This is a genomic window from Zhongshania marina (genome assembly GCF_002915595.1).
Lineage (GTDB): Bacteria > Pseudomonadota > Gammaproteobacteria > Pseudomonadales > Spongiibacteraceae > Spongiibacter > Spongiibacter marinus_B.
The window spans coordinates 14,408-39,517 of the sequence record NZ_PQGG01000034.1; the positions used below are offsets into that span (position 1 = coordinate 14,408).

Below are 25,110 nucleotides of genomic sequence, written 5' to 3' on the forward strand. Positions count from 1 at the left end.
CTGATCGGGAGGGTTTATGGATAAGTTACTTTACATAGGCATGATGGGTGCTAAAAACACTCAGCAGGCGCAGGCAACTAACGCCAATAACTTGGCGAATGTGAGCACGGCGGGCTTTCGTGGTGACTTTCAAAATTTGCTTTCCCGTCAGGTTGCTGGCCCCGGTATGGAAACGCGTTTTAATCCTGTGCTTGAAGGGCAGGCGAGTGATTTTTCTACCGGTGTCGTCACCACCACGGGGCGTGATTTAGATGTGGCTATTCGCGGCGAGAAAGGCTGGTTTGCGGTGCAAGCTGCGGATGGTAGCGAGGCCTATTCTCGGCGTGGTGATTTCAGAATTAGCGCAGACGGTATGTTGTTGAACGGCGCAGGTCAGCCAGTAATGGGCGATGGTGGCCCGGTGGCGATACCTGAACACGAAAGTTTGATGATTGGCGAAGACGGCACAGTTTCCATTGTGCCGCTAGGCCAGGGGCCAGAATCAGTTGCGACGGTCGATCGAATTCGCTTAGTCGATGCGGCACCGGCGGATTTAGAAAAAGGTAACGACGGTTTAATGCGCATGCGCAATGGCGGTGTAGCAGAAACCTCTTCCGAAATACGGATTAGCGCCGGCAGCTTAGAGTCGTCAAATGTAAATACAGTAGACGCCATGGTCACCATGATTGCATTGGCTCGGCAATTTGAAATGCAAGTCAAGGTCATGAGCACCGCTGACACAATGGCAGAATCAGGCAGCCGTTTGCTGCGCTTGGAATAAGAGGAATTAATTATGAATTCATCACTTTGGGTTGCAAAAACCGGACTCGACGCGCAGCAAACGCGTATGCAGGTGGTCAGTAACAACTTGGCGAATGCCAATACCACCGGCTTTAAACGGGACCGCGCCTCCTTTGAAGATTTGCTCTACCAGAATATGCGTCAGGTTGGCGGACAAACTTCTCAGCAAACTCGTTCACCAAGCGGCATGCATGTGGGTACTGGGGTGAGGGTGGTTTCCACCGAGAAGATTTTTGCGCAGGGCACCATGACCCAAACCAATAACTCGCTAGATGTTGCCATAAATGGTCGTGGCTTCTTTCAAGTACAAATGCCCGACGGCACCGCAGCGTATACCCGAGATGGTTCGTTTCAGTTAGACGACCAGGGCCAAATTGTGACCAATACCGGCAATGTTGTCGATCCGGGTATTACTGTGCCGCAGGGTGCCTTGAGTGTCACCGTAGGTTCAGATGGGGTGGTAAGCGCGGTGTTGGCAGGCAGTGCTTCGCCAGTGCAGTTGGGCAGTTTTCAGTTGGCGGATTTCGTAAACGCTTCTGGCCTGCAAGCGCGGGGCGAGAATTTGTATATGGAGTCAGCATCCAGTGGTGCACCTCAGACGGGAACGCCAGGTTTGAGTGGTCTTGGCACTATTCAGCAAGGCGCACTGGAAGGTTCAAACGTAAATGTGGTTGAAGAACTGGTGAATATGATTGAAACCCAGCGGGCTTATGAAATGAATTCTAAGGCCATCGCGACCAGCGACCAGATGATGCAGTACGTAAACAATAATCTTTAATAGTGAGCCATAGACTCAAGCGAATAGGGCAAACGGGATGACTGAGATGATCAAAACCTCTGTAATAAATATACGGCTTCTAAGGTCTTTGATGGCTCTCATGATTCTTGGCTTGCTGGCTGCTTGCTCATCGGCACCGCCAAAAGACCAGTCTGCAGATTATGAGTCGGCGGCGCCAAAGGCCGAGACAGATGACCTTGGCAATATGGGGTCGATTTACCGTTCCGGTTACGGCATGAGTTTATTTCTTGATCGTCGCGCCCGCCAAGTAGGTGACATTATTACGGTTACCTTAGAAGAAAAAACCGATGCCTCAAAATCGTCGAGCACCGCAACGGGAAAAGAGAGCAATCTGGGAATTCCCACGGTGACCTTGCTTGGTCGCGGTGTTACCCATAATGGCCTTCCCGTCGTTAATTCATCGGTGTCTTCTGATCAAGATTTTTCAGGGCAGGGCACCAGTAGTCAAAGCAATAGTTTAACCGGCAGCATTACTGTGACCGTGTCGGAAGTGCTACGTAATGGCAGCCTGCGAGTTCGCGGCGAAAAATGGGTGACGATAAATCAAGGTGAAGAATTCATTCGCATAAAAGGCATTGTGCGCCCAGAAGATATTGGCGCCGACAACGCAGTGCCATCCTACAAAGTAGCCGATGCTCGCATTACCTATAGTGGTAAGGGTGCATTGGCCGACGCAAATTCTATGGGCTGGCTGGGTCGCTTATTCCAGTCTGTACTGTCGCCCTTTTGAGGTAGGCCAATATGTTGCTTTTTAATCGTGTTTTAAATTTTTCTAAAGTCATCGCAGTGATGACATTGATGCTCAGTACTATGATTCCCGTCGCCCATGCCGAGCGAGTTAAGGATTTAGTCAATGTCGCTGGTGTGCGCGAAAACCAATTGGTCGGTTACGGATTAGTGGTAGGACTAAGTGGTACGGGCGATCAAACCAGCCAGGCGCCGTTCACAATCCAAAGTATTCGCAATATGTTGACGGGCTTTGGTGTGCGGGTGCCAGACAATGTGAATCCACAGTTAAAAAATGTTGCCGCTGTGACCGTGCATGCCAGTTTGCCGGCATTTGCTAAGCCCGGTCAGACCATAGACGTGACGGTATCTTCGATTGGTAATGCCGCTAGTTTGCGCGGCGGTAGCTTATTAATGGCGCCTATGATGGGGGCAGATGGTCAAGTCTACGCAGTTGCGCAGGGTAGTTTATTAGTTGGTGGCTTGGGTGTGTCCGGCGCTGATGGTTCACGGGTTACCGTGAATATACCGAGTGCTGGTCGTATCCCCAATGGTGCGATTGTTGAGCGCGCAGCTCCCAGCGTGATGTCAGCTAACGGTGAAATTATGCTGAATTTGAAGAAATCTGATTTCACCACAGCTCGTCGCCTCGCCGAAGAAATTAATTCTAAATTTGGCGTTGGCACAGCGAGCGCGATGGATTCTGCAACGGTGAAAGTTCAGGGGCCTAGCAATCCAGATCGCAGTGTTACGTTTATCTCTATGCTAGAAAGCTTAGAAATCACGCCCTCTGAAGCTGGTGCGCGGGTGGTGGTGAATTCTCGAACTGGCACCATTGTTATTGGTGGCAATGTACGGGTTATGCCTGCGGCGGTCAGTCATGGCTCACTTACGGTGTCGATCTCAGAAAATGTCGAGGTGTCTCAGCCAGGTGCGTTTTCTCGCGGTGGTGAAACCGTTGCTGCCCAAAAATCTGAAATCGCAGTGCAAGAAAGCGGCTCGCGTATGTTCTTACTCGACGCCGGCGTGACTTTAGAAGACATTGTGAAGGCCATTAACAATGTTGGTGCATCGCCAAGTGATTTGGTGGCGATTCTTGAAGCCTTAGATCAGGCTGGCGCCCTGCGGGCAGAGCTGTTGGTTATTTAAGCCGGAAATAGAAATAGGTGTTGTGCAATGGACGTTAAGGCAGCAGGCAATTATCACGACTTTTCGGGCTTAGCGTCTTTGCGGCGCGATGCCGAAAGTTCGCCTGAAGCAGCGATTGAGCCGGTCGCCAAACAGTTTGAAGCCTTGTTTTTGCAAATGATGTTAAAAAGCATGCGCGCGGCCGTGCCTGAAGGTGGTCTGTTTACTGAAAGCAGCGTTGGCATGTACGAAGAAATGCTAGACAGCCAGTTGTCTGTGACCTTGTCTGGTCAGGGTGGCATAGGTATGGCGGATGCCATCGTCAAACAAATACAAGGGCCCTCGGGGCAAGGTGCTGATCTCCCCGCCGGCGACGGAATGGCACTTAGTGGCGAAGGCTTAGCGCTGCGCAATCGCCTGCAGCAGTTAGGTGGCATTGAACGCAGTATTCAAGATTTTAGTCTGTCGGCCGATAAGTCCTACAGTAAATAAGGGGTAAGTCATGGGTGATATGTTAGGTAATGCATTGTCGGGGCTGGTTTCATATCAGCGCGCTTTAGCTACCACTAGTCACAATATTGCCAACGCAGACACTGAAGGCTACAGCCGTCAGCGGGTTGATTTTGCCACTCGTATACCCCAGCAGTCGGGCGCCATCACTATAGGCTCGGGTGTGAAAGTTGCGTCGGTTAGCCGCGTATACGACAGCTTTACCGTTGATCAGCTGCGTTATTCACAGGCGGCATTTTCCCAGGCAGACGCTTACTATCAACTTACAAGCCAAGTCGACAATACCTTGGCGGATTCTGAGCTTGGTTTAAGTGCGTCGCTATCGCGTTTTTATAATAGTCTGCAAGACGTTGCCGACAATCCTTCATCCATCTCAGCGCGGCAGTTGATGCTTGCGGAGGCGCAGGGCTTGGGTGATCGCATGGCGGATATTTCATCGCAGATGGCGAGCTTAGATCGTGAGGTCAATACCCGTATCGCCGCTTCCGTTAGCGATATCAATGATTTAAGTGCTCAAATTGCTGATATCAATCTAAAAATTAGTCAGGCTCAGGGTAAGTTTGGCACGGAGCCAAATGACTTACTCGACCAGCGCGACCAAGCTCTTCTTCAGCTTAATGAGCTAATTGGCACCAGCTCAGTAGAGCAAAAAGACGGTACCATCAGCGTATTTATTGGCAATGGCGAAGCGCTGGTCTTGGGTGAGCGCGCAGTGTCAATGCGGGCGGTGGCGAATGAGTTTGACCCCAGCCGAATAGAAATTGCCTTAGACGTCGGCGGTAGTTCTGCGAATATCACCAATAGTGTACGAGGTGGTAGTTTAGGCGGCACACTTAGTTTTAGAGACGGCGTACTTAGTGACACCAACAATGAGCTGGGCCGCATTACCGTTGCCATTGCCGATAGTTTAAATAGCCTAAATCAATCTGGGGTAGATTTAAACAGCGCGCAGGGCGGCAATATTTTCTCGGTACCAGATCCCGAAGTATTTCGGAGCAAGCATAATACTAGTGGTGCCGAGCTTAGCGCTGAAATAACAGATATGTCGGCGCTGACCGGCGGGAATACCCTGATCCGTTTGGATGGCAGTGGCTGGCGTTTTTACGACGAAAGTAGTGGCGCGGAATTGACATCGGTGACGGGCAGCGGCAGCTTAGCCGATCCCTTTATTGTTGACGGTGTCTCGGTGAGCCTAACTTCCCCTGCAGCAGTGGGGGATCAGTTCTTACTGTGCTCTACTAAAGGGGCCGCAGATGGTTTAAAAGTTGTGATGAGCGACCCCGCAGGTATCGCGGCAGCTGCAGCCACAAGAAGTACTACTGATCTGAATAATATCGGCTCAGGGAAAATTTCGGAAACCGATGTAGTCGACAGTAGTAACCCGAACTTACTCGACCCCGTCGATATAGAATTTTTATCGGCAAACACGTATCAAATTAATGGCGCCGGCAGTTTCACGTATACATCCGGTTCTGATATCACCATCAATGGCAATAAAATTGTCATTAGCGGTAGTCCTGCTGCCGGTGATCACTTTGCCATTAGTCCAAATACCAATGCCCAGGGTGACAATCGTAATCTCTTGAAAATGGCGGCAGCGGAAAACAATAAGGTGCTCAATGGCGGCAGCGCCAGTATTCAAGACACGGTAAATGGTTTGGTGGGTGACATCGCGGTAGCTACCCGCAGCGCACAAATTAACCACCAGTCCCAAGAGAATTTATTGAACCAAACACTAAGTAATCACCAGTCTATTTCTGGGGTGAATTTAGATGAGGAAGCCGCTAATTTGCTAAAATTTCAGCAGGCTTATCAAGCCGCTGCTCAGGCTGCCAGCGTTGCAAACGATATGTTTCAAGCCTTAATGGGCGCCTTTCGCTAGGGTTTAATCTTGGCAGGCAGTCAAATTAGATAGACAGAGTTGAGAGAAAAAAATGAGAATCTCAAGCAGCCAAATGTATAGCAATAGCTTGACCAGCATGCTTAATCAGCAGGCTAAGCTGGCAAAGACACAGCAGCAATTGTCTACTGGTCAGCGTCTGTTAAATCCGTCAGACGATCCTGTAGGCACAGTGCAAAGTCTTGAGCTAAACCGTGCTCAAGATCAAACCTCTCAATATATACGTAACGCCGATTTGCTCGATAGCCGTCTTCGATTAGAAGAAAGCATAGTGGGTAGTAGTATCGATGTCGTGCAGCGCATTCGTGAACTCACTATACAGGCCAATAACGACTCCCAAGGCAATGAGTCGCGCTTATCAATAGCCTCAGAGTTACGCCAGCAATTAGACAATTTGTTGAGCTACGCCAATACCAAAGATAGCAGCGGCCATTATATTTTCGCTGGCTATCAGGAGGGGAGTACACCGTTCTCTAAAACCGCAAGCGGGTATATTTACAATGGTGATGACGGTCAACGCGAATTGCAAATCGGCCCGTCGCGGCGTATGGCAGATGGGGACCCAGGCTCAGAAGTCTTTATGGGAATTCTTAACGGCAATGGTAAATTTATTGCCAGTGCCTCAACGGCAAATACCGGAACAGGCATTATTAATGCGGGCAGCGTAGCTGATGTCCAGGCTTTTAACCGCGACAGTGTCAGTATTCGTTTTAGCAGCGCCAGCCAATACGACATTATTGATGACGGCGGCGCAATCATTGATAGCGGCAACTATCTAAGTGGTGGCGATATTCTTGTTGGTGGCATGGCGGTTAGTATAGAAGGTGAGCCTGCTGCGGGGGACGAATTTTCACTCGCACCCTCTAAACGCCAAGATATTTTTTCTATGGTTGAATCCCTGGCGGAATCATTAGAAAGTCCACGCAATACCCAAACCCAGCGAGCGGCGCAGCACAACGAAATCAATGCCGCCCTTAGCGGCTTTGACCGTGCCCTAGATCATTTCATCCAAACCCAATCAAACATCGGTTCAAGAATGGAATCGCTACAGCGCCAAGTAGATATTAACGAAGGCGCTAGTCTGCAAATAGCAGAAAACCTTAGCATGATTAATGACCTAGATTACGCAGAAGCCATTTCCCGCTTTAGCCAGCAACAAGCAGCGTTGCAGGCGGCACAGCAGGCCTTTGCTAAAACCCAGGGTTTGTCTTTGTTCAATTATATATAGGCCGGGAAGGGTGACGAGCCAGTAGAGTTTTAAGGTTCGCCCCTTGTTTTGATTTTGAAAAGCTGCGCAAGAATAGTAAAACTGCTAGACCTATCTTTATAAGTATCCGTTTTGGATTTCAATGCGGCACTGAATTTCTTGAAAGTGGTATATTATCCCTATCGTCTACCTTGAATACGGCATATCGCCTTTTGCTGTGATTTTTCGCAGTATGGTGCGGGGCTTGTCAATTTGTATTGCATGAGGTGGGATAATCTTTATCTACTATCGGTTCGGCGCTTCCTTGACGGGATACGATTGCTATGCGGTTTTCTCTTTTTGGTTTATTTCTTATTCTCGGGTTTTTTGCTTCATCTGCACATGCAGAGACAGATTGGGTTTCCTTCACCTTCGACAATGACATTTTTCTAGCTAGTGACGGTGGTTATACCAATGGACTGTATTTGTCGTTATATGACACCGGCAATGAAGATGCCCATCCAAAGATATCATGGCTGTTGAAACCAATAATGTGGACTATATCGGACGAGAATTTTAGCGGTGGGGTGAGTATTCTCTCGCTAGGGCAATCGATGATAACGCCCCAAGACATATCGGAGCGGAATCCTCCAGAAGACGAACTGCCGTATTCTGGCTTGCTTTTTGTCAATAGCAGCTACTTGTTGTTTGCAGACAAGTATGTAGAAAAAATAAGTGCGTCTATTGGTGTGGTTGGGCCGCTGTCTATGGCGGAGAAATCGCAAAAGATCCTTCATAAATTACTATCTTCAGATCAACCGCAAGGCTGGGATACTCAGATTAAGAATGAATTGGTATTTCAATTTGGTCGGGGCAGAGCGAGGCGATTATGGGTCGCTGATAGTATGGCTTGGGATTTTATTGGCACTAATGAGCTTAATATAGGAACAATTTCCAGTGGAATAAATCTTGGCGGTTTTATTCGTTACGGAACACAACTCGCTAGCTCATATGGCACAACGCTACTAGATAGCGCGAGAATTACCAATCCAAGTGCGGTAGGCGTCGGCTGGAATTTGTATTTCGGCTTAAACGTGGAATATATCTTCAATCAAATCTATACCGATGGAAATACCTTTCGCGATAGTCGTTCAATAAAGTATGAGCATAGTCATTTGGGCGCAACAGTGGGCTTTCGCTATTCTCTACAGCGCTACTCCTTAACATTTGCCTTGAGCGATTTAGATATTGTGAACAGCGAGCTGCAAGATTTGACCCAGTTTGGGCGTCTAACATTTGCCTATAAACTTTAAGCAGAGTTGAGCATTCTGCGTGGTGTCGAATTTTCACTTTTCACATCGGCACCCCTAAAGCCTGAGGTATCAACCGGTTGTGCAGAGGCTCCCTAGATTCAGATGTTTAATACTGACCTAAATGCGTATATCTACTTACTAAATAAACTTAAAGATCTCCTCTGAAACTCCGTTATATGGGGTGAAAGCAAAATACAGCCATTTAGGCTGGTGCTTAATCAAAGACACTTGTCTTTATACCGCATAGAGTGGAAAGGAGATTTACCATGGCACTAAGCATCAATACCAATGTTGCGTCACTGAATGCACAGCGTAATTTGCAAAAGTCGCAAGAAACATTGAACACTTCACTGCAGCGCCTTTCTACAGGTCTGCGTATTAATAGCGCGAAAGATGACGCCGCTGGTTTGGCGATCTCTACCCGCTTCACAACCCAAATTAACGGTTTGAACCAAGCAGTACGTAATGCCAACGACGGTATCTCACTAGCGCAAACCGGTGAGGCAGCCTTAGATGAGATTACCAATAACTTGCAGCGTATTCGTGAGCTTGCGGTTCAGTCTGCTAACTCAACATACTCTTCATCAGATCGCCAAGCCTTAGACGCAGAAGTTCAGCAGCGTCTTGCAGAAGTCGATCGTATCGGTGGACAAACCGCCTTTAACGGACAGAAAATCCTAGATGGTAGCTTTGGTAATGCTAGCTTCCAAGTAGGTGCAAATGTCGGTGAGACTATCACAGTTGGTTTGAATACCGGCGTACGCTCTAATCAAATTGGGCAGATAGCGACAAGCACTAGCAACGCACAAACCCTATTGGTAGACACGTCTTCTGCAATGACTGAAGGCGGCACTAGCATCTCTGTTGGCGGCGGTTCAGCCATCGCAGTAGGCGCTAGTCAAGATTTGTCTTCTACCGGTGCTGGGCGTGATGCAAATAGCGCTTACTCTAAGGTACAGGCAATTAACTCAGCGGGCGTTACAGGCTTAACTGCACGTGCGTCTACCTCTGCGGCGCTAGATTTTGCAACCATCACCGCAGCGGGCTCTAATTCAGGTTACGAGCTAAATGTTAATGGTGTGAATATCTACGATGGCAGCGTACCGACTGGCAACATCACCGGCAGTAATGTGGCTGATGCGATTAACCAACAGGCTGCTGATACCGGTGTGCGGGCAAGCTTTGCTGGAGGTGTGTTGACGCTTAGCGCTGACGATGGTCGTAATATCACCATCAATCAAAACACTACTGGTAACTCTTTGCCGCAGGGTATTACCGACGCTACGGTTGTTGCAAATGATGGGGTAAACGATACCTACGCGGCGGTTGGTGATACGACTAGCGTCATTAGCGGCAACATTACACTGTCGGCAAGCGAAGCGATTCAGGTAACTGGCGAGACAGAAACCTTGGGTCTAAATGCGGCTGATGCGACCTTTAATATCGCAGTTGACTCAACGACCCTCAGCTCTGTGAACGTAAGCGATGTTGCGAACTCTGAAAACACCATTCAGCGTATTGACGCAGCCTTGACCTCGGTTAGTGACTTGCGCAGCACCTTCGGTGCGGTTCAAAACCGCTTTGAGTCTACGATCACTAACTTACAGACAATTTCTGAAAACCTGTCTGCATCACGCGGTCGGATTCTAGATGCGGACTTTGCAGCGGAAACAGCAAACCTGACTAAAGCACAGATCCTGCAACAAGCTGGTACTGCGATCCTTGCTCAGGCGAACTCACTACCGCAGGCTGCCTTAAGTCTACTGCAGTAAGCTAAAACCCGAGAACATCCTGCGCCCTCGGGCGCAGGATTTTTCGGCCCTAAAAGGGAGTTAAAGGGAGAGACTTAAGGGCCAATAGGCCCTATTTGTGTTTCCTGAATAACTGTTTGAAAGGGTGATAGGTTGAATTATGGACATAAATGTAAATGTGCAAGCCGCCGTAAGCGCGCCTTCCAAATCCTCTGCTGGGGCGATAAGCGGCATTCAAGGTCAGGCCCTGGTTTCAAGCTCAGCAAGCGGCAAAGCCTTGCCTCAGCAGACGAAGGATGCCGCTAAATTACCAGCATCGGCTGATCAACAAGCTGGCGCTGTGCAGTTTTCGGAGCCTAATTCGGGAGGCGAGCTAAGTCGTCTCGCTGCGGCCTTGGTTACCGAGCTGGGTAGCTCTGGGAGTATTGAGCGCACAGAGCAAGCCGTGGCTAAATTAAATGAAATTCTTAAGGATCGTGAGCGCGACCTAGAGTTTTCGGTGGATGAAGACACTGGGCGAACTATTTTAAAAGTTATTCACGCCGAATCTGGTGAGGTGATTAGACAAATACCACCGGAAGAATTATTGAACATTGCACGGGTCTTTATAGAGGGAACCGGCAGTCTGATTGAGGATCACGCTTAATTGGCGCAATAACTGCATTAGATGAATCCAGTAGCGTAGGCAACGATGTATTTTTTTGATTCGTATTTTTACTAATGCCTAGATTGAGTATATAAACGCATAATTTATCGACATAGCTGAATCGTTTTTATGATGATACTGCGCGTCGGGAGATACCATGGCTTCAATAACAGCGTCGGGAATCGGGTCGGGACTCGATATTAATAATATCGTTTCACAGCTGGTATCCGCAGAGCGTGCGCCAACGGAGAATCGACTTAATTCAAAAGAATCGCTGATTCAGGCGCGGCTATCCGCCTTTGGTTCTTTAAAATCAGCGCTGACAAATTTTCAATCCAGTCTCAGCACCCTCAAAAACGCTGACAATTACACCAAGCGAACCGCAACGATATCTGATTCGACGGTCTTTTCTGCAACAACAAGTGCAAGCGCGGCGCCAGGCAGCTATTCAGTTAAAGTAGAGCAATTGGCCACCAGTCATAAAATTGCCTCTCAGGCATATACTGACAGCAATACCAGTGTTGGCAGCGGAGAAATGACCTTTACGATTAATGGGGAGTCATTTTCTGTTGCCATTGCAGATGACGCCAATAGTTTGGCGGATATCCGCGATGCGGTGAATACCGCCTCAGATAACAGCGGTGTTACCGCTTCAATTATTAATGATCAAGACGGTGCCCATCTCGTATTTTCAGCGACTAAAACCGGCGTCGAAAATGCGGTGAATATCGCAGTTAGCAACGGTGCAAGTGGCGATCTTAGCCAGTTGGCCTACGATACCAACCTGGGCGTGCAACTGAGTTCGATGAGTGAGAAGGCCGAGGCATTAGACTCGATTGTGATTATCGACGGCTTTACCCAAACCAGTGCCAACACAAAAATAGAGGGAATGATTGAAGGTGTTAGCTTAGACCTTAAAAAGGCCCTACCTGGAGAGAGCTTAAGCCTTAAGGTTCAGGTTGATACTAAGTCTATTAAGACTGCAGTTGAAGGTTTTGTCAGCAACTACAATTCTTTGATGACAACAATAAATGATCTTACCGCCTATAACGCCGAGTCGAAAACCGCCGGTCTTTTGCAGGGTGATTCCGCCACCCGCAATATTGCCAATCAATTGCGTAAAGAAATGGGCAGTATCGTGGGTGGATTGGATACCGAGCTAGATTCCTTGGCGGAACTGGGTATTACCACCGGCGATAAAAATAAGCTGGTGATTGATTCCACAAAATTCGCTGACGTGATTAGTTCAGACTTTGATAAATTAAGCGGCATTTTTTCAAGCGAATCAGGTTATGCAGTAAGGCTAGACAGCTTAATCGGTAACCTAACCGCGAGTGGCGGTATTTTGTCTAATCGTACCGACGGCCTGAATAGCGAAGTGAAACGTATAAACCAGCAGCGCGAGGCCTTAGAGGCTCGCATTGTAGGTATTGAGGCGCGCTATCAGGCGCAATTTAGCGCCTTAGACAGCTTGCTTGGGCAGCTTAATTCTACCGGCGAATTTCTGACCCAGCAGTTGGCGAACTTGCCGGGCTCTGTCTATAAAGATTAGTAATTTCATTTTGTATACGTATAAATACGCTGATAAAACGCTAAAGAAAATCGCCGAAAAGTCGTCAATTAGGATAAGCAAAGGGGCTTATCAAGAGGAAATAATATGAGCTATTCAGCAGCTAGGGCGACTCAGGCATACGCATCAGTAGGTGCTCAATCTAGGGTGTCGGCGGCGAGTCCGCACCGCTTAATACAGCTTTTAATGGATGGCGCATTAGATCGTCTCGCAATCGCTAAGGGCCACATGCAGCGCCGCGACGTACCGCAAAAGGTCAATGCCGTGAATCGTGCGATGTCGATCATCGACGGCTTGCGGATGAGCTTGGATCATAATATTGATTCAGACATGAGCGACAATCTAGAAAACTTATACGACTATATGAATCGGCGTCTTTTACTAGCCAATATCAATAATGACACTGCCGGTTTGGATGAAGTTTCATCACTATTGCGCGAGCTGAAAGAAGCTTGGGACGCAATACCTGATGGCCTTCAAGGTGAGCAAGCGATGGCTTCATTAACGATGTAAGCTTGCCAATACGAAGGCTTAAAATTTGCTCTGCCTGCGGCGCGCAGGTCGTGGGTGGAGCAGCTTTAAAGGTGAAGAATGAATAATATAGAACATATCTCGACCGCACTTACCGCCAGACAGCAAGGCTTGCAGGCCCTACTTATGCTTACTGAGCAAATACGTGAGCTGGCTGAACAAGACGATTGGGCTGCAGCGCTTAGTGAGCAGCGTCGCCGCCGCGCGATGATGGATGAGTTCTTTGCCATGCCCTGTAGCCCCGCAGAGAGTAGTGCGGTAGCCAGCGCTATTGAGACTATGTTAAACGTCGACAAAGAGGTGACCAGCATGTTGTATCGTCAACGTGGCACCCTGTCGCAGCAGGCAAATCAGTCTTGCCGTAATATTCGCAATGTAGATCGCTACTTAAGCAACACGTCAATGTAATGTACTCCGCAAACGCCCATGATTCCTGAACGATCGCTTATTTTTGGGCAATGAGGCACAGCTTCTCCGCTGTCGCTGCTTTCACCCCAGTCCTAGATTGATCTAGAAACCTAGGACATTCACGTATACCCATCACCGCCTGTTTTTTTGCATTATAGCAACACTGGCAATGCGAGCTTTTATTTAAGCATTGCTTCGAGCCCCATTTAAAAGACCTTTCGGGTGCTATTTTCATTGAATGAGCGGACTTTCAATGCAACAGAATAAAAAATTGATCTCAGACGGTTACGATCTGGTTGCCAAGAAGACAATGGAGTCACGAGCGATGCGCGATCTTGATGAATTGATTTCTCAGGTATCGACCTTCGACACCTTGGTACTTATTCGCGGTGAGTCTGGCAGTGGTAAAGAGGTTGTTGCCCGCCGTATTCACGACGCATCGCCACGCGCGTCCAAGGCCTTTGTGCCGGTAAACTGCGGTGCAATCCCTGCTGATCTGCTTGAAAGCGAATTATTTGGCCATGAGAAGGGTGCGTTTACCGGCGCAATTGCCACCCGTCAGGGACGTTTTGAACTGGCCGAAGGCGGTACACTTTTTTTAGATGAAATCGGCGATATGAGTTTGCCGATGCAGGTTAAATTGCTACGTGTTTTACAAGAGCGTTGTTTTGAGCGTGTTGGCAGCAACGACACAAAGCGCTGCAATGTGCGTATCCTTGCGGCAACGCATCGCAACCTTGAAGAAATGGTTAAAGAGGGCACTTTCCGCGAAGATCTATTTTATCGCCTAGATGTATTTCCTATCGAAGTTCCGGCATTGCGTGAGCACACCGAGGACGTGGCAACATTGATGTCTATCTTTATGGAAAAGCTCGAAGCCAAAGGTATGCGTACCCCGCGCTTTTCCGCCAGTGCTATGCGGGCCTTAAAACTTTACGGTTGGCCTGGGAATATACGTGAACTAGAAAACCTCATGGAGCGTCTTGCGATTACTCACAGCGGTAAGCTGGTGAGTATGAATGACCTGCCTAAGCAATTTCGCACCATGGGTGTTGTCGACCTTGATGATGATGAGGAGCGTGAAGATCAGGATGCGCTGATGGCATCCTTGCTGGCACGTCCTCAAGAAGACGATAGTGAAGTAGTATTTTCTGTTGAGTCTGCTAATGGAAAACCGCCACTTCCAGAAGACGGCATTGATTTAAAGTCCTATCTGCAAGAAATTGAACAGTGGTTTATATCTGAAGCCCTGCGTAAAGAGGATGGGGTGATTACCCGCGCCGCGCAATTGTTGGGTTTGCAGCGCACAACCTTGGCAGAAAAAATGAAAAAGCTAGGCGTGCTGTAGTTCTGCCAATACTCGCCATATCGATTCTTTCTCGAAATAAACGCTTTTGCGCAATGCAATCGCGGTCTTTATCTGTGTTTCTCCTTTCTTAATTTTTTATGTAGAAATAACTGCAATTGTCGAGCGCGACGAATGCCTTGATGATCTGCCTGTTGGATTAAATTTTTTCAGGCAATACTCTGCGAAAAAGCTAATTATATTTTAAAAAAATAATAAATTTACCCCGCCAAAAAACCGTCATATTTTCTATTTGTTTTTGTAAGTCATTGTATTTAAATGATAAATTTTAGTGGCATGGCGATTGCTTTACAGTCCATAGATATCAAATACGAGTCTAGGATTATGAGCAGAGATAACAACAAGAACCCCCATTTTGATTCGGCGCTTACTCGCCATCTTGACCTCTGCCATCAGGAAATTATGTATGCCGCGCAACGTTTGTCTGCTGAGCTATTGATAGTAAAGAGCATGTCGTCGCGGAATGCTGTCGTAGTTGGAGGTCATAAAAATGGCTGATTTGATTGTTGCCGACAAGGCATCGAAAGCGGTGCGTGATTTAGCGGCTCGCGTAGCAAAGACCGATGCGACCGTATTGATTAGCGGAAAGAGTGGCGCGGGTAAGGAAGTCTATGCGCGCTATATCCACTCGCAGTCACGTCGTGCAGATGGGCCATTCATCGCTTTGAACTGCGCCGCCATTCCAGAAAATATGCTTGAAGCCATGTTGTTTGGCTACGAGAAAGGCGCATTCACCGGCGCTATTAATAGTCATACCGGTAAGTTTGAGCAGGCGCAGGGGGGTACCCTGCTGCTTGACGAAATCTCTGAAATGGATCTTGGCCTGCAAAGTAAATTACTGCGGGTATTGCAGGAACGTGAGCTGGAGCGTTTGGGTAGCCGCAAAACCTTGCAGCTTGATGTTAGGGTTATTGCCACCAGCAACCGCGATGTTCGCGCTGCGGTAAGGGATGGTGACTTCCGTGAAGACTTGTTTTATCGCCTGAATGTTTTCCCCATATTTATTCCAAGCCTGGCTGATCGTCGTGGCGATATTATTCCTTTGGCACAGCATTTCCTAGGTCGCGATAGCAGTGTCAGCGATGCCGCTGCGATGCTAACTGAAGATGCAGTCAATAAGCTGCTTGGCTATGCGTGGCCAGGTAATGTTAGGGAATTAGATAATGTTATTCAGCGCGCCCTAATACTTCGTCAACAAGAGCAAATTACAGATCGAGATATTCAGTTTGAAACTGGTCTGAGCTTTATTAGTGATTTTGAAGAGCACTTTGACGGTGCTGAGTCCGCGTTAACACGTGAAGCTAGCAATGTAAGCGATAGCAGTGGTGTGCTAAATGGCTATATGCGTGATCAAGAGCGCCGGGTGATCAGCGATGCCCTAAGAGCTGGTCGTTCTAAAAAAGAAGCCGCCGAAATCCTCGGTATTAGTCCACGTACCCTGCGTTACAAATTGGCGCGGCTACGTGAGCAAAGTTATATCGCGGGTTAAGGAGAAAAATAATGTCGGATATGAAAGTAGATCAGATTCTTAGCCAAATTCGCTCCCTGCGGGACCAAACTGCGATTGCGCGACCAGAGGGAGATGTTAATAGCCTAGGTGCCATTAATGTTGGTGCTACTCCCAAGGTTGATTTCTCGTCAATGCTGAAGCAGTCCATCGACGCGGTTAACGCGACCCAAAAGAATGCCGGAGCCTTGGCGGCGGCGTTTGAGCGCGGTGACGACGATGTAAGTTTGACCCAGGTAATGGTTAATCTGCAGAAGTCTGACGTTAGTTTTAAGGCGATGGTAGAAGTACGTAATAAGTTTGTGGATGCCTATCAAGAAGTGATGAGGATGTCGATGTAATGGCAGCGAATAGCGTAAGAGTACAGGCGGAGAATCATCATGGCTGAAACCAAAGCGAATCCGACCGCCAATTTATTGGCTCAGCTGGCGAGCAATGATGTATTGCGTCAGTTGCTCATTCTGGTTGGGATTGCCGCCAGCGTCGCGGTGGGTGTGGCGGCAGTCATGTGGTCACAGGGCAGCGATTTTCGCACCTTGTATGCGAATGTTGAGCCGCAGCGCGCCGCTGGCGTGGTAGATGCACTGAACGCTGCGGGTATCCCTTATAAGATTCAAGACAGCACTGGCTCTATCATGGTGCCATCTAAGCAATTACACGATGCTCGTATTAAATTGGCTGGTCAGGGAGTCATGCGCGACGGATCTGGTATGGCAATGCTCGAACAGGAGCAGGGCTTTGGTGTTAGTGAGTTTATGCAGTCTAAGAAATTTCACTACGCTTTAGAGCAAGAGTTAGCCCGCACTATTGAGAGTATGCATCAGGTTCGCAAAGCCCGTGTTCACTTGGCTATTCCTAAGCAGTCGGTATTTGTGCGTGATCGCAAGGCCGCCAGCGCATCAATTATGTTGGATGTTTTTCCCGGCAGTATTATCGACAAGCAGAATGTCGGCGCGATTGTGAATTTGGTTGCATCTAGTATCAGCGGTTTGGCACCGGAACAAGTTACGGTGGTAGATCAGCAAGGGCAACAGCTTTCGTATCAAGGTGATAAGGATGATTTAGGGCTTAGCTCTCGACAGTTTACTTATCGTCAGCGTATCGAGGAATCATATCAGCAAAATATTGAAGAGTTGCTTGGCCCCCTCGCTGACGCCGGACAGGTTAGGGTGAAGGTCGCCGCAGACATTGATTTTTCTAGCGTGGAAGAGAGCCGCGAAAGTTGGAGCCCTGAAAGCAAGGTTGTACGCAGCGAACAAATAAACGAGCAAGTGGGTGGCAATGTGAACGCCAATGCCAGCGGTGTTCCCGGCGCGTTAAGTAATCAGCCGCCTGCAGATGGCGCGAATACTGAGCAAGCTAAGGCAGAGGCGGGTAATCGCTCGATTGTACGCAATTACGAAATTGAGCGAATTCTAAATCACTCATCAACGCCAACAGGTATGGTTCGCCGTCTTTCAGTGGCCGTTGTGGTGGCCAACCGCCAAAGCACCGATGAAGAAGGCAAGGCGATTACAGTAGAGGTGTCGCCGACAGAATTAGAGAAGTTGAATTTACTGGTTCGCGATGCCATTGGTTTTGACGCCGCTCGCGGCGACCGCGTTACCGTGGTGTCTGCTGACTTTAGACCAGTAGAAAATACAGAAATGGATATGAGTGAGCCGGGCTTCTGGGAGCTGCCTTGGTTTGCAAACTTGGTTAAGCAATCTTTGGTGGGCATTGGGGTGCTATTTATTATCTTTGCCATATTGCGCCCTGGGATGCGCAGCCTAATGCAAGCGCAAATTAACGGCGCACAGGCCGCGCCACGCGCATTGCCGGAGGGTGGCGAAGATGGGGTGAGTGGTGAGGTTTTGCATCCCGCCATTGCAGCCTTAGGTGCTCCGCCAATCGCAGGACGGATGGGATTTGAAGACAAAATGACCGAGGTGCGCTCAGTGGTGGACGAAAATCCCCAGCGAGTTGCTCAAGTAATGAAAAAATGGGTGGCAGAAGAAAATGGCAAATCCTGAAATGGCAAGTAACTCCGGAAGTAGCGGTAGCGAAAAAGCGGCTTTGTTTTTACTGATGCTGGGGGAAGAGCAGGCTTCTAAAGTATTGAAGTTTGTAGAGCCCTATGAGGTAGAGCGAATTGGAACGGCGATGGCCTCAATTCGCAGTGTCGATAATCGTCTAGCAGAAGCGGTGGTGGATGATTTTCGCAGCGCCTTGCATCAAGAGACCTCACTGGGTGTGGGTGTGCAGGGCTATGTTCGTAAGCTATTTACATCAACCTTGGGCGATCAAAAAGGCACGACCTTAGCGGACCGAGTGTTGGGCGATGAAGAGTCCCAAGAAATGAGTTCCCTGCGCTGGTTGGAGCCAGAGGCCCTGCTGCATATGTTGCAGGATGAGCACCCGCAGATTATTGCCATTACGATGGCACATATGGATCAGGCTCAGGCCGTGGCCGTACTCAAACAAATGCCAGCAGCCTTGCAGGACGACATTGTACTGCGCATAGCCAATATGCAAACCATTCCGCAATCGGCGATGCGTCAACTGCAGGCGGTATTGAAGAAAAAATTGTCGGTCACGGCGACCTTTAAAAATCGCAAAATCGATGGCGCTATGACCGTCGCCGGCATTATGAATGGCCTCGATCCAGATTCCGAAACGCGGATACTGGAAGCGGTCGCCAAGGAAAATCAAACCCTGTCTGAGCGCATACAAGACCTTATGTTTGTGTTCGGTAATCTCGTGAATATTCCTGACAAGGGCATACAGTTGTTACTGCGCGAAGTGGGCTCAGATGTATTGCCGCTGGCCCTTAAAGGCGCTGACGAGCAGGTAAAAGAAAAAATAATGGGCAATATGTCTAAACGCGCCCGAGAAATGCTCATAGAAGACATGGAATCGCGAGGCCCTATAAAGCTCAGCGATGTTGAGGCGGCGCAGAAAGATATCTTGGCGGTTGCCAGAAAACTGGCGGACGCAGGGCAGATTGATTTAGGTCGCGGTGACGATGACTACGTGTAATGTTCACAGCAAATTTGAAGGCGTGAGTCTCAGTAAGAGGTAGTCATGGCAGATGTGTTTCAGGTCTTCAATCCGCGGGTAATTTCTGACGATATAGTTGCGGAGGCAGAGCCGCCTACAGTGAGCGACACCCCTGCCTATAAGAGTTGGGTGCCGCCGCGGGTTAGTGGTGCGGTGGCGAATCAAGCGCCGTCGCAACATGAGGCCTCAGCCCAAAACGCATTAGAGAACGAATTGGCCCTTGCCCGCGAAAATGCAAAGAACGAAGGCTATCAGCAAGGCTTGGCCGAGGGGCAGGCCGAGGCGAAACGAATTCTTGCTGAACAAAGCCAGCAGTTGCAATTGGCGATGGCAGCGCTGCGTGAGCCTAAGCAATGGATTGATACCGAATTAGAGCGAGAGCTATTCTCGATGACCCTGAGCTTGGCCCGTCAGCTTTTGCGACATGAGTTAAGTGTTAGGCCAGAGTTAATAGAAAATTTAGTACACCAAGCGATAGAGGCCTTGCCGGTAAGCAGTGGTGACTTAAGTATTTATCTTAACCCCGCCGATGTAGAAGTGCTGCGGAATTTGGCAGCGGAGCGCGGCGAAGCCATCGATACCTCTTGGCAGCTAATCGAAGACCCAGCGCTTAGCCGTGGTGGCTGTCGGATTAGCAATGACTGTTCGCGCATAGACGAAGAACTTGAAACTCGTCTGCAGCGTATTACGGCAGAAATGCTTGGTGAGCAGTCTGAATTGCCGTCGGGCTGATCACACTCGCTAATTATGGCGTAGCAAAATAAAAGAGAAGCAAATGACATTAACTGATCACAGTCCTTTAAGCGCTAAGTTTGCCCAGTATCGCCAACGTCTTAGCGGCTCAGACCGCCCCGTTGTAGAGGGGCAATTAAAGCGTGTGGTCGGCACCATGTTAGAAGCCGTTGGCTGCAAAGCACCAGTTGGGGCGTATTGCCTAGTTGAGGCGGCAGATGGCGAATGGTTAGAAACCGAAGTGGTTGGCTTTGCAACCGATAAAATATTACTCATGCCTACCGGCGAGCTGCGTGGCGTTATGCCCAATGCCCGCGTGATTCCCATCGCCAAGGGCTCAGATTTTCCCGTGGGTGATGGTCTATTAGGTCGAGTATTAGATGGCGCCGCCAAACCGCTAGATGGGCGCGGCCCGCTGCAGTGCAGTGAAACGCGATCTATCTCCGGTGTGCCGATAAACCCCTTGCTACGACAGCCTATAAGAGAGCCGCTAGACGTTGGCGTGCGTTCAATTAACTCATTGCTTACCGTTGGTCGCGGTCAGCGCCTTGGCTTGTTCGCGGGCAGCGGCGTCGGTAAAAGTGTTCTGCTAGGCATGATGACCCGATTTACCGAAGCCGATGTAGTGGTGGTGGCGCTAATTGGTGAACGTGGCCGCGAAGTAAAAGAATTTATCGACAGTATTCTTGGCACCGAGGATATGAAGCGAGCGGTGGTAATTGCCACTCCAGCGGATCATCCGCCATTGATGCGTATGCGCGGCGCTTGGCTGGCAACATCTATTGCAGAACACTTCCGCGATCAGGGTAAGCAGGTGTTACTACTTATGGATTCTCTCACCCGTTTCGCTCAAGCTCAACGTGAGGTTGCGCTGGCCACAGGTGAACCACCGGCAACTAAGGGTTATCCGCCATCAGTATTTGCGCGCTTACCAGCCTTAGTAGAGCGAGCGGGTAACGGCGCCGCAGGTGGCGGCTCGATTACGGCGTTTTATACCGTGCTTGCCGAGGGTGACGATCAGAATGATCCGATTGTGGATTCGGCCCGCGCGATACTAGATGGCCATGTGGTCTTGTCGCGAGCGCTTGCCGATGCGGGGCATTTTCCGGCAATAGATATAGAGCGATCGGTGAGCCGAGCCATGAATGACGTGACGGACAAAAGCCACCAAGATCAGGTGCGGTATTTTCGGCAGATGTATTCTTTATATCAGCAGAATAAAGACTTGATCACCATAGGGGCCTATCAGCGCGGAAGTGATGCGCGTTTAGATGAAGCGGTATCCGTATGGCCCAAGATGGTGAAGTTTTTACAGCAGGCTTACGACGAATCAGAAGGCTTTGACAGCTCTCTAGATCAGTTGAATGTGTTGCTTGAAGGTTAATGTAAATTTTCGCTTAGGTTTTCACGAGGTTTGAAAATGAAAAAATCCAAACGCATGCAAACCGTTAATAGTCTTGCGGAACGAGAAGAGCAGGAACAAGCTAATAAATTCGCGAAAAGTCAGCAGCACTGCGAAGCGCAACAACAGAAACTAGCGGAATTAAAGCAGTATTATCAAGAGTACGCCGAAGCCAGCCGCAAAGTAACGGGTGGCTTTTTAGACATTAGCCGTATGCAGGAATCCCGCGCTTTTATGGCCAAATTGTCTGCAGCTATATCGCAACAAAGAGAAGTAATACGCAAGGCTGAGCTGGTGATGAAGGAAGATCGCAAACACTGGATGGACAGCCGCAGACGCGCCATGAGTATGCAAAAGCTCACCGAGCGCTATATTCATCAAGAATTATGTCAGGCAGAGGCAACGGAGCAGCGCTTGGCAGATGATCTCAGCAGTCAGCGTTTTGTTTGGTCTATGCGGCAGAATAATGCAATGGCATAAATATTGCTGTTATCGAAGTTAAAGCGGCAGTGAAGAAAAATAGAATTTTAAAAAATGTACTAAAAATTTACTTTATTAATTGCTTTTAGATACATTATTTAACCTAGGAAACAGGTCATACATCATGCAGAACGTAATAAGTTCGGCCTTAGTGAAACCAGAAGCTAGCGCGAAGGCAGGCCCCCAGAGCCCGCTGGCTGGCGGCCCTGCAGATAGTCAGGCGCAGGCGGCTACGCCGTTTAATATTCTGCTTGGCACCGCGCAAAAAGCGGTATCGCTTGATGATGTAGATTTGGTAGACAGCTCAGAGAATGATCAACTTAGTGCAGATATAGATATCTTTTCTGATTCCTTAACGGACTTAGGTTTTAGCGGCAAGAATACGCAGTTAAGCGGCGAAGAACTGCCGCTTGTAGATGAAAATGCAGGTGACGCTTCTCTATTACAAGAGGGAGAAGAAAGCGAAGTGCTTGTTACTTGGCAGCAATCGCAAATTGATTGGGCTAGAAAATCCACTTTGCCAGGCGCATCGCCTTTAGCAAATAGCGGCGCGGAAGTGAAAACGACGCCGCTTAAACTTCAAATCCCCACAGAAAAGTCTATGGAGCTTGATGCTCAACCGGCTGAAGAGGGCGGTGAAATCCTGTCTCAGCTGCAAGTTAAGGCAGATAAAAAAGCCGATACCCAATTAACAGCAAACCTTACAACCAGCACTGCTAGCGATGTAAGTAAATCGAGTTCAAGCTTTGCGAGCGCAATGCAACTTAGCTCCGTCGCTGCCACTGTACCCGGTGTGAAAGCAGCCAGTCAGTCGCTTGAACTTATTACTGAGGCTGAAGCTGGCTTGGAGTTTTCCCCTAGCTCACAACTAAAGGCGTCAGACAATGCTGCGCCTAAAGCACCGGTGACATTCGCAGTGACTCAGAACGCCCTGACTGATCCGGCCTGGACTCAGGCAATGTCTGCCCGAATTTCATGGATGGCAGGCAGCGGTGTACACACGGCCACCATGCAGCTTCACCCAGCCGAGTTGGGCAGCATCCATGTCCAATTGTCGGTAGACGGTGATAGTACCTCGGTGCAAATACAGGCCCAGAATAAAGACACATCCGAATTGGTAGAGAAAATGATGCCGCGCTTGCATAGCGGGATGGAAAACCAAGGTTTGAAGTTGGAAGAAGTAAAAGTAACGCACAACCCAAACTTAAATGATGGTTCTGCGGCAAATAACGGTCAGCAGTTTGCTGGTAAATCTGCCGAAGAGCGCGCAAACGCCAATAATAATGGCCGTGGAAATACAGCTCAAAACACCATTGACACCAACACGACTGCTGATGAGCAGGCTTTAACTGCAAGCATTTCGGTGAATGGTAGTGGTGTGGATTATTATGCCTAGGGCTTTTTGGGGGCGGGTGTCGGAAGTCTGACGTTTGCCTGTCACTGGGCCTAGGTTTTTACTTTTAAAAGCTCCACGCTCCAAGTCTTCTCTAATGAGCGGAAAAACCTTCTCTTTATTTCTGTATTGGGAGAGTTGTACATATAAAATCTTTACTATACGAATATTCACTGATCTCTCCGTAGAAGTTAACGCCGGTAGCAAAGGCGAGCGTTAGCGAGTCCAGCCCGCGCTTTTTGCGGGCGATTTTGCCTACCCTTGTGTACGCCCAGCATGGGCATGAACTAATGAGGTGAAAGTCCTCTGTAGGAAGGTCACCATCCTTAGCGATTTATGATCGTTATCAGATGTTAACTACTAGCGAATGGCAAGGGCTTGACCGCGAGGTCTGGTCTGAAGGAAGCCGGACGCAAAACCGCGAACTGATGAACAAGAACATCATATGAGGCGTAGGCTGGAGGCGAGTTGGCACAAGACGACGAAGCCATGTGATCTAACGGCCACCGTAAAGGATGCAGTTGCGCGGGGACAGTTCATGCTCTTATCTGGGGAGATCTGCTTAACAAGCGATCGGTAAACTACCAGTAAGGCTCTGGTTAATAAGTGCCTTGGCTCCACTGAGTGTATCGCCAATGGAGAGCGAACGAGATACAAACCGATAGCGCTGGCAGGGGCAACTCTGGCGGTGATTAAGCAGAAGTCAGCAGAAGGCATAGTAGCCAAATGCCCATCGTAATGGGTGGGACAAGGTGAAGGCCTGAACATTGAGAATAAAGGAGGAGCCTTGTCACACTTGAACGCACGAACGCCGTCTGGCGATGACGTGACTCAGCGTAGTGATCTGAAGCCAGCCTTTGGTAACGATCTATTTGAGCGTGTGCTACAGCGGGAAAATCTCTCTGCGGCATGGAAGCGCGTTCAAGCTAATAAAGGGGCTGCGGGCGTTGATGGCATTACCATCGACGAATTTCCCGTATGGGCACGAGCTGGCCACTGGCCTAGGGTGACTACCGAGCTGGCAACAGGTCGGTACAAACCATCACCAGTTCGGCGTGTTGAAATTGATAAACCCGATGGCGGTACTCGCCAACTGGGAATTCCAACCGTTTGTGACCGTGTGATCCAGCAAGCCATTGCCCAAGTCCTTACGCCCATCTTCGATCCCAGTTTCTCAAGCAATAGCTTCGGATTCCGGCCATATCGAAATGGGCAGCAGGCGGTAAAGCAGGTTCGCGACATCATCAAGGAAGGTCGCCGCTTTGCGGTGGATGTCGATCTGTCTAAATTCTTTGACCGAGTCAATCATGATTTACTGATGACGCGCCTTGGTGACAAGGTGAAGGACAAACGTCTACTGAGATTGATTAAGTTGTACCTGCGAGCTGGGTTTGTCGACAACCAGTTCTATGGTGAGAGCCGAGAAGGTGTGCCGCAGGGGGGGCCATTATCGCCACTGCTGGCGAACATCATGCTCGACCCTTTGGACAAAGAACTTGAGAAACGTGGCCACAAGTTCGCCCGCTACGCTGATGACTTTACGATAATAGTAAAAAGTCAGCGAGCCGGTGAACGAGTGCTGCACAGTATCAGCCAGTACCTGCAAAACCGTTTGAAGCTGGTCGTAAATACCGATAAAAGTCGCGTCGTTAAAACCAGTGAGAGCAAGTTCTTGGGGTTTACCTTCAAGGCTGGCCGTATTCAATGGCACTCGAAAACACTGCTGAAATTCAAGCAGCGGATTCGTCTGTTAACGAACCGCAACTGGGGAGTGTCGATGAAATATCAGCTCTTCAAAACCAGCCAATTTATACGTGGTTGGATTAATTATTTTGGTATCGCCAACTGTTATCAACTGTGCGTCGACCTAGATCATTGGATTCGGCGCAGAGTGCGGATGGCTTATTGGCGGCAGTGGCGAAAGCCACGAACCAAAGTAAGAA

The 25,110-nt window shown here is 48.9% G+C and carries 23 protein-coding genes; all 23 read left to right on the forward strand.

Features of this window, described 5'->3' with window-relative positions; genetic code table 11:
* Positions 1–16 precede the first annotated feature (16 nt).
* Positions 17–760 (forward strand): flagellar basal body rod protein FlgF, encoded by a 744-nt coding sequence (locus C0068_RS14960; protein ID WP_103685291.1) that lies wholly within the window; start codon positions 17–19, stop codon positions 758–760.
* Between the two features lie 12 nt (positions 761–772).
* Positions 773–1,558: a flagellar basal-body rod protein FlgG gene (gene flgG, locus C0068_RS14965; RefSeq protein WP_103685292.1), complete on the forward strand. Its 786-nt coding sequence runs from the start codon at positions 773–775 to the stop codon at positions 1,556–1,558.
* A 91-nt stretch (positions 1,559–1,649) separates the two neighbouring features.
* Positions 1,650–2,309 (forward strand): flagellar basal body L-ring protein FlgH, encoded by a 660-nt coding sequence (flgH, locus tag C0068_RS14970; protein WP_233208830.1) that lies wholly within the window; start codon positions 1,650–1,652, stop codon positions 2,307–2,309.
* Between the two features lie 11 nt (positions 2,310–2,320).
* Positions 2,321–3,454: a flagellar basal body P-ring protein FlgI gene (locus C0068_RS14975; protein ID WP_103685293.1), complete on the forward strand. Its 1,134-nt coding sequence runs from the start codon at positions 2,321–2,323 to the stop codon at positions 3,452–3,454.
* 27 nt (positions 3,455–3,481) lie between these two features.
* Positions 3,482–3,925, forward strand: a complete 444-nt coding sequence (locus C0068_RS14980) for a rod-binding protein (RefSeq protein ID WP_103685294.1) — start codon at positions 3,482–3,484, stop codon at positions 3,923–3,925.
* Positions 3,926–3,935: 10 nt separating this feature from the next.
* On the forward strand, positions 3,936–5,825 hold the full coding sequence (gene flgK / locus C0068_RS14985; RefSeq protein ID WP_103685295.1) for a flagellar hook-associated protein FlgK: 1,890 nt from the start codon (positions 3,936–3,938) through the stop codon (positions 5,823–5,825).
* A 52-nt stretch (positions 5,826–5,877) separates the two neighbouring features.
* Positions 5,878–7,071 carry a flagellar hook-associated protein FlgL gene (flgL, locus tag C0068_RS14990; RefSeq protein ID WP_103685296.1) on the forward strand — a complete coding sequence of 398 codons (1,194 nt, stop codon included), beginning with the start codon at positions 5,878–5,880 and terminating at the stop codon, positions 7,069–7,071.
* Positions 7,072–7,373: 302 nt separating this feature from the next.
* Positions 7,374–8,342: a lipid A deacylase LpxR family protein gene (locus tag C0068_RS14995; RefSeq protein WP_103685297.1), complete on the forward strand. Its 969-nt coding sequence runs from the start codon at positions 7,374–7,376 to the stop codon at positions 8,340–8,342.
* 266 nt (positions 8,343–8,608) lie between these two features.
* Positions 8,609–10,114 carry a flagellin N-terminal helical domain-containing protein gene (locus C0068_RS19800; RefSeq protein ID WP_103685298.1) on the forward strand — a complete coding sequence of 502 codons (1,506 nt, stop codon included), beginning with the start codon at positions 8,609–8,611 and terminating at the stop codon, positions 10,112–10,114.
* Between the two features lie 139 nt (positions 10,115–10,253).
* Positions 10,254–10,739, forward strand: a complete 486-nt coding sequence (locus tag C0068_RS15005; protein WP_103685299.1) for a flagellar protein FlaG — start codon at positions 10,254–10,256, stop codon at positions 10,737–10,739.
* Positions 10,740–10,896: 157 nt separating this feature from the next.
* Positions 10,897–12,291: a flagellar filament capping protein FliD gene (gene fliD / locus C0068_RS15010; RefSeq protein ID WP_103685300.1), complete on the forward strand. Its 1,395-nt coding sequence runs from the start codon at positions 10,897–10,899 to the stop codon at positions 12,289–12,291.
* A 105-nt stretch (positions 12,292–12,396) separates the two neighbouring features.
* On the forward strand, positions 12,397–12,822 hold the full coding sequence (fliS, locus tag C0068_RS15015; protein WP_103685301.1) for a flagellar export chaperone FliS: 426 nt from the start codon (positions 12,397–12,399) through the stop codon (positions 12,820–12,822).
* Positions 12,823–12,900: 78 nt separating this feature from the next.
* Positions 12,901–13,248, forward strand: a complete 348-nt coding sequence (gene fliT, locus C0068_RS15020; RefSeq protein ID WP_103685302.1) for a flagellar protein FliT — start codon at positions 12,901–12,903, stop codon at positions 13,246–13,248.
* A 253-nt stretch (positions 13,249–13,501) separates the two neighbouring features.
* On the forward strand, positions 13,502–14,596 hold the full coding sequence (locus C0068_RS15025; protein WP_233208831.1) for a sigma-54 interaction domain-containing protein: 1,095 nt from the start codon (positions 13,502–13,504) through the stop codon (positions 14,594–14,596).
* A gap of 508 nt (positions 14,597–15,104) precedes the next feature.
* Positions 15,105–16,103, forward strand: a complete 999-nt coding sequence (locus C0068_RS15030; protein ID WP_103685304.1) for a sigma-54 interaction domain-containing protein — start codon at positions 15,105–15,107, stop codon at positions 16,101–16,103.
* Positions 16,104–16,114: 11 nt separating this feature from the next.
* Complete coding sequence (gene fliE / locus C0068_RS15035; RefSeq protein ID WP_103685305.1) at positions 16,115–16,462, forward strand: flagellar hook-basal body complex protein FliE; 348 nt, start codon at positions 16,115–16,117, stop codon at positions 16,460–16,462.
* A gap of 39 nt (positions 16,463–16,501) precedes the next feature.
* Complete coding sequence (fliF, locus tag C0068_RS15040; protein WP_103685306.1) at positions 16,502–18,133, forward strand: flagellar basal-body MS-ring/collar protein FliF; 1,632 nt, start codon at positions 16,502–16,504, stop codon at positions 18,131–18,133.
* Positions 18,120–19,139: a flagellar motor switch protein FliG gene (fliG, locus tag C0068_RS15045; protein ID WP_103685307.1), complete on the forward strand. Its 1,020-nt coding sequence runs from the start codon at positions 18,120–18,122 to the stop codon at positions 19,137–19,139. The genes fliF and fliG overlap by 14 nt, the downstream gene beginning before the upstream one ends.
* Before the next feature lie 45 nt (positions 19,140–19,184).
* On the forward strand, positions 19,185–19,892 hold the full coding sequence (locus C0068_RS15050; protein ID WP_103685308.1) for a flagellar assembly protein FliH: 708 nt from the start codon (positions 19,185–19,187) through the stop codon (positions 19,890–19,892).
* Positions 19,893–19,935: 43 nt separating this feature from the next.
* Positions 19,936–21,276, forward strand: coding sequence for a flagellar protein export ATPase FliI (gene fliI / locus C0068_RS15055; RefSeq protein ID WP_103685309.1), 1,341 nt, complete (start codon positions 19,936–19,938; stop codon positions 21,274–21,276).
* Between the two features lie 36 nt (positions 21,277–21,312).
* On the forward strand, positions 21,313–21,774 hold the full coding sequence (gene fliJ / locus C0068_RS15060; RefSeq protein ID WP_103685310.1) for a flagellar export protein FliJ: 462 nt from the start codon (positions 21,313–21,315) through the stop codon (positions 21,772–21,774).
* 124 nt (positions 21,775–21,898) lie between these two features.
* Positions 21,899–23,170: a flagellar hook-length control protein FliK gene (locus C0068_RS15065; protein WP_103685311.1), complete on the forward strand. Its 1,272-nt coding sequence runs from the start codon at positions 21,899–21,901 to the stop codon at positions 23,168–23,170.
* A gap of 793 nt (positions 23,171–23,963) precedes the next feature.
* Positions 23,964–25,110: group II intron reverse transcriptase/maturase (ltrA, locus tag C0068_RS15070; protein WP_233208750.1), on the forward strand; the 1,147-nt coding region annotated here is incomplete at its 3' end.